The 4,292-nt window shown below is 71.5% G+C and carries 12 protein-coding genes and 1 pseudogene; 11 read left to right on the top strand and 2 right to left on the bottom strand.

Annotation, left to right across the window (positions count from 1 at the left end; translation table 11 throughout):
• The 10 genes and pseudogenes from E6R62_RS40080 to E6R62_RS37225 all read left to right on the top strand — a co-directional run.
• Positions 1–272: pseudogene (locus E6R62_RS40080) on the top strand (hypothetical protein); the annotation flags it as partial.
• A complete protein-coding gene (locus tag E6R62_RS37255) occupies positions 269–499 on the top strand; it encodes a hypothetical protein (protein WP_136217884.1) in 231 nt (76 codons plus the stop codon). The pseudogene E6R62_RS40080 and the gene E6R62_RS37255, both read left to right, overlap by 4 nt.
• A 289-nt stretch (positions 500–788) precedes the next feature.
• Positions 789–1,136 carry a WhiB family transcriptional regulator gene (locus E6R62_RS37250; protein WP_136217883.1) on the top strand — a complete coding sequence of 116 codons (348 nt, stop codon included), beginning with the start codon at positions 789–791 and terminating at the stop codon, positions 1,134–1,136.
• A gap of 49 nt (positions 1,137–1,185) precedes the next feature.
• Complete coding sequence (locus E6R62_RS37245) at positions 1,186–1,374, top strand: hypothetical protein (RefSeq protein ID WP_240802129.1); 189 nt, start codon at positions 1,186–1,188, stop codon at positions 1,372–1,374.
• An 11-nt stretch (positions 1,375–1,385) separates the two neighbouring features.
• Positions 1,386–1,532 carry a hypothetical protein gene (locus tag E6R62_RS40075; RefSeq protein WP_168714308.1) on the top strand — a complete coding sequence of 49 codons (147 nt, stop codon included), beginning with the start codon at positions 1,386–1,388 and terminating at the stop codon, positions 1,530–1,532.
• On the top strand, positions 1,532–1,711 hold the full coding sequence (locus tag E6R62_RS37240) for a hypothetical protein (RefSeq protein WP_136217881.1): 180 nt from the start codon (positions 1,532–1,534) through the stop codon (positions 1,709–1,711). The genes E6R62_RS40075 and E6R62_RS37240 overlap by 1 nt, the downstream gene beginning before the upstream one ends.
• Entirely contained in the window at positions 1,701–1,946 is a 246-nt protein-coding gene (locus E6R62_RS37235; RefSeq protein ID WP_136217880.1) for a helix-turn-helix domain-containing protein, read from the top strand. The genes E6R62_RS37240 and E6R62_RS37235 overlap by 11 nt, the downstream gene beginning before the upstream one ends.
• Positions 1,943–2,353, top strand: coding sequence for a hypothetical protein (locus E6R62_RS37230; RefSeq protein ID WP_136217879.1), 411 nt, complete (start codon positions 1,943–1,945; stop codon positions 2,351–2,353). The genes E6R62_RS37235 and E6R62_RS37230 overlap by 4 nt, the downstream gene beginning before the upstream one ends.
• Before the next feature lie 17 nt (positions 2,354–2,370).
• Entirely contained in the window at positions 2,371–2,535 is a 165-nt protein-coding gene (locus E6R62_RS40070; RefSeq protein ID WP_168714307.1) for a hypothetical protein, read from the top strand.
• 57 nt (positions 2,536–2,592) lie between these two features.
• Positions 2,593–2,910: a hypothetical protein gene (locus tag E6R62_RS37225; RefSeq protein WP_136217878.1), complete on the top strand. Its 318-nt coding sequence runs from the start codon at positions 2,593–2,595 to the stop codon at positions 2,908–2,910.
• An 8-nt stretch (positions 2,911–2,918) separates the two neighbouring features.
• Here E6R62_RS37225 and E6R62_RS37220 read toward each other — a convergent pair whose 3' ends face one another.
• Together E6R62_RS37220 and E6R62_RS37215 are read right to left on the bottom strand one after the other, a co-directional pair.
• On the bottom strand, positions 2,919–3,350 hold the full coding sequence (locus tag E6R62_RS37220) for a GIY-YIG nuclease family protein (RefSeq protein WP_136217877.1): 432 nt from the start codon (positions 3,348–3,350) through the stop codon (positions 2,919–2,921).
• 15 nt (positions 3,351–3,365) lie between these two features.
• On the bottom strand, positions 3,366–3,578 hold the full coding sequence (locus E6R62_RS37215; protein WP_136217876.1) for a hypothetical protein: 213 nt from the start codon (positions 3,576–3,578) through the stop codon (positions 3,366–3,368).
• Between the two features lie 169 nt (positions 3,579–3,747).
• On the opposite strand from E6R62_RS37215, the gene E6R62_RS37210 reads away from it, so the two are divergent.
• The coding region (locus E6R62_RS37210; RefSeq protein ID WP_136217875.1) for a hypothetical protein at positions 3,748–4,292 on the top strand (545 nt) is incomplete at its 3' end.

Below are 4,292 nucleotides of genomic sequence, written 5' to 3'. Positions count from 1 at the left end.
GTCCCGGTTCAGCCGCCTCGTGGGAGGACGCGTTCGCGCTGCGGACCGTCGCCGTCGATGGCGGCCATCTTCATTGGACCGGTGCGACCGGCCACCGCGGCACGCCCGTCGTCGCCTGGCGCGGCCAGGTCGAGACCGGGTACCGGCTGGCGTTCCGCTGGCACTACGGGCGAGAGCCCGAGGGCAACGTGCGGCCGACATGCGACTACCCGTGCTGCCTGACCGGCGGACACCTCGCGGACCGCAAGATCCGCGAAGGGGGCGAGTCGTGATGCTGCACGGATCGACGTGGGACAAGGGCATCGACCTGGTCGCGGTGGAGCGTGCCGCGCTGTGCCGGGGCGTCTGCCCGCCGCTGAACCCCGAGGAGCAGCGGCGGGTGGTCAAGGTCATGACCGAGGCCGGTAAGTCGTCGGTCGTGATCGGTGAGCGGCTGGGGATGGCCGCCCGCACGGTGGACCGCTGGCGCGAGGAGATGGGGCTCTCGCCATGTGGCTGATCGACGTGTTCCTGGCGTACGTCGGCGTAGTCGACGCCGTGATCTCGACGGCCCACGTGTGGGGGCCGCTCGTGCTAGGCGCGGGCTGCCTCGGCTGGGACGTACGGCGCACTCCGCGACGTCGCCGGCACCGCCGGACACGGCGCTCGGACACGTCCGGACACGACACGGACACCCCTCCTGACATGACGGCCTCGGCGCCCTCCCCTCAGCCCTGACCAGCGCGGACATGTGTCCGGACATGTCCGCGCGACCTATCCGGACACGACGACGAAGCAAGGAGCCGACCATGCCGCGAATCCCCCGCCCGAATGATCACCTGACCCTGCCCCGGGCTCATCACTGGAGCGACGACGCGGCGTGCGCCGGTGTCGAGACGGCCACGTTCTTCCCCGTCGGCAAGGGCGGGGTACCGGCCTCCGTGGACGCGAGCTACGCCAAGGAGTTCTGCGTCCGCTGCCCCGTCCGGTCCGAGTGCCTTGGGCACGCCCTGACGTTCCGGGAGGACTACGGCGTGTGGGGCGGCCTGGACGAGGACGAGCGCGCCGAACTCCTGAGGCAGGCCCGGCGGTCGGCGGAGAAGCAGCGCCGCCTGGAGAGGGAGAAGGAGAAGGCTGATGCCACCTCGGCGGCGTAGAGCAGCCCCGAAGCCGTCCGTCCCAAAGCCGTCGCCGTCGCCGCTGCCGGTGAACGGTCTCCTCAACTGGCACTCGTCCGCGCACTGGTCGGCACAGGAGCGGCCGTGCCGGTACTGCGGGCACCCGACGCACCTGCGGGACGACAAGGGCGTCCCGGCCGACAAGGTGTGTGCCGAAGATGCCCTGGCCGACATCGCCGGCATCGTCCAGGCGTACAGCAGCCAGGGGCAGTTGTGACGGGGGCGGGCGTGCTGAGCCCCGGACTGCTGACGCTCTGGACGCGGGGAGCACTCGAGGCGGCCCACGCCCAGGACGAGGACCTGACGCGCGAAATCACCGCCCGGATCGCCGACCAGGGCGACGCCCCCTCGACCTGTTGGCCGCGTGCCGGGTGATGGCCAACGAGGCCCGCCGGGCGCTCCTCGTCCTGTACCGGCGGCCGGACGCCGGCCGAGGCGAGGCATGGGCCCTCGACCAGCTCGGCGGCGCCGAGGTCACCTACGCGGCCGAGCTGGACGCTCGCGCCGCCCGACACCCCCACCCGACGGAAGGAACCGAGCACCATGAGCACTGATCTGACGACCCCTCCCCAGGAGCGGCGCGACGAGCTGATCCGGCGGCCGAGGAGGCGCGGCGAGGACCGCGAGCAGCTGCACCAGGTCCTCGCCGACGCCTACAACGATGGGGCGTCGATCCGCGCCCTGGCGGCCAAACACGACCTGTCGTACGGCCTGGCGCGGACGCTGCTGCTGGAGGCCAAGGTCGAGCTGCGCAACCGCCGGCGTCGCCCGAAGGCGGCCGACCAGTGAGCCCGGGACGTGGCCCCACGGCCACCGCGGCGGTCGTCGTGCTCGTCCTGGTCCTGCTCGTGCTGCTCCTCGGCTCGTGCAGCGGCGACAGCGACGACGACGGCGGGTGCGACTGGTTCGCGCTGGCCGCCGTAGCCAAGCCGGCCCCGCCGCCTGCTCCTCGTCCTGCCGCTCCGGCACCCAAGGCCCCGGCAGCCCAGCCGAAGGCCCCGGCACCGGTGGGCAAGGCCCCGTCGATGGAGAAGGCGCCCACCGCCTCGAAGGTCCCCACACGCCCCCAAGCCGTGCCCCCGGTGCAAGACGCCCCGGCCGTACAGGCCCCGACCGTGCGGAAGTCCCCGACGCCGACGCCCACCGCCAAGAAGAAGCCCGCCCACCGCGGCCACGGCTTCGACCTCTGCGACTGACCCAAGGAGAACCAGCTGTGTACCCCTTCACCCGCTTCCTGCTCGGCCTCGCCGGCGGCGCACTCGCGGCCAGCATCACGTACGCCATCACCACCGTCCCGCCCTGGTGGTGGCTCGTCGGCCTGGTCGTCGCCGTCCTCATCTGGTTCGGCGAGCTGATCGCCGACGCGCTCACCGACTGACCGCGCGCGGGGCGCTCTGCGGCCCCGCGCCACCTGCTCCTCGGAAGGAGAACGCGGATGCCCAGGCGCCCCATCTGCATGGACTGCCACCGCGAAGTGCTGTGGACCGTCACCGACGCCGGGAAACGCCTCGCCGTCGACCCCGCGCCGGACGACACGGGGAACACCGCGGTCTACCGCGACGGGCTCGGCACGTACCGGTCCCGCCGCCCTTCCGAGGAACTGCCCCGCATGGCCTGGGAGAAGCTGCACATCCCGCACGTGGCCACCTGCCCGGCCCGCACTCGTACGCCCACGCAGCAACGCCCGGCGGTCCTGCCGCCGGGCGTCCTCGACCTGGCCGCCTACCGCCGCAAGGCGGGTGGGCGGCCATGAGCTGGGGTTCAGGTGGTGCGGGCCTCGGCCACGGCCAGGGGCGCAATCGCTGCGACGCGGCGGCCGTTGCTGGTGATGTAAGTGATGCGACCCTCAACGGCGCTGGCGTGGAGCACGTCGGCCAGGCGGAGCCGCAGCTGGTTCTTCGAGACCTCGCGCTCGACGGGGAAGTCCTCGGCGAGGGCCTGCGGCGAGTCGGACCCGGCGCGGTTGTAGAGCGGCGACTCGTCCTTGATGGCGGTCGCCTCGGCCTCCTCGGCGGCCGGGCGTGTCGGGTGCCAGTCGACCAAGCGCTCGGCGACGAGCGGCCACCACGGTGCCGTGGCCTCGTGGCGCTTGAAGCGCACGTCCGGGTCGGTGGTAACGCCGACGTACAGCAGCCGGCCGGTCGTGTCCTTGCAGCGGTACAGGGCGGTCGGACGGTCGGTGAGAGCGGGCACGCGCATGCTCCTTGGTCAGCCGGACCGCTTGCCCATCAGCCGCAGCGCTTCCTCAACGAACTCGGGCGTGACGAGGCAGATGCGCCGACGTCCACGCACGGTCAGCGCGGTCATCGTGTCCCGCTCCCTGGCGTCCTCGATCAGCGTCGTGAGCTGGGCGCGGGCGTGTGTCAGCGGGAGGTCCTGGATGCCGTCGTCGGCGAGGACGGGCTTTGGAGCAGCGGTCATGGTCAGAGTGTAACGGATGGCCAGTTTAACCAATATGGCGATACTTGCAAAACTTTAAAGTTCGCGGAATAGTGGACCCCACGTTGATCGGGCGGGGAAACGCCTGGTCAGCCCACTTGCGTACGGCCGAGAAGCACCCCCACCGGCTTGCCCGGACCTGAGAGGCGCGATGAGCACCACCGATCACCAGCAGGCACCCCGTACCGCGTGGATCAACGCGATGCGGACCGAGGTGCTGCGCGTTGGGAAGCGGATTCCAGAGGTGGCCAAGGTCGTCAGCGTCGGCGTCTGGATCGCGACGTACGCGGACGCTGACGGCTCGAATTCCTTCCCCGGGCGGGACACGTTGGCGTGCCTGGCCGGCTGCTCCGAGGAGACCGTGACGCGGGCCGTGAAGGTCCTCATGGGCGTGGGCGCTCTTGCTCGGAAGCGGCGGCCGAACTCCTCGTCCATGTACCAGCTGCTGCCGATCGCGTTCCTCCCTGGCGGGCTGCCGTGGGAGCAGCATCTGCACCACTACACGGACACCCGGCAGCGGAAGGCGCACGCGAAGAAGAAGGCGGAGGCCGCCGCGAAGGTGGCTCGGAAGGCGTCCATGGACGCGGTCCGGGATGTGGCGGAGGGAGGGGCGGACAGCGTCCATGGCTGCGTTCCGGACAGCGTCCATGGCGGTGGTTCCGAGGCTTCCGGCGAGGATCCGGACAGCGTCCATGG

Origin of the sequence: Streptomyces sp. A1136 (assembly GCF_004795055.1) — a bacterium.
In the GTDB taxonomy this organism is placed as follows: Bacteria; Actinomycetota; Actinomycetes; order Streptomycetales; family Streptomycetaceae; genus Streptomyces.
This window is presented reverse-complemented; position numbering and strand designations above follow the sequence as displayed.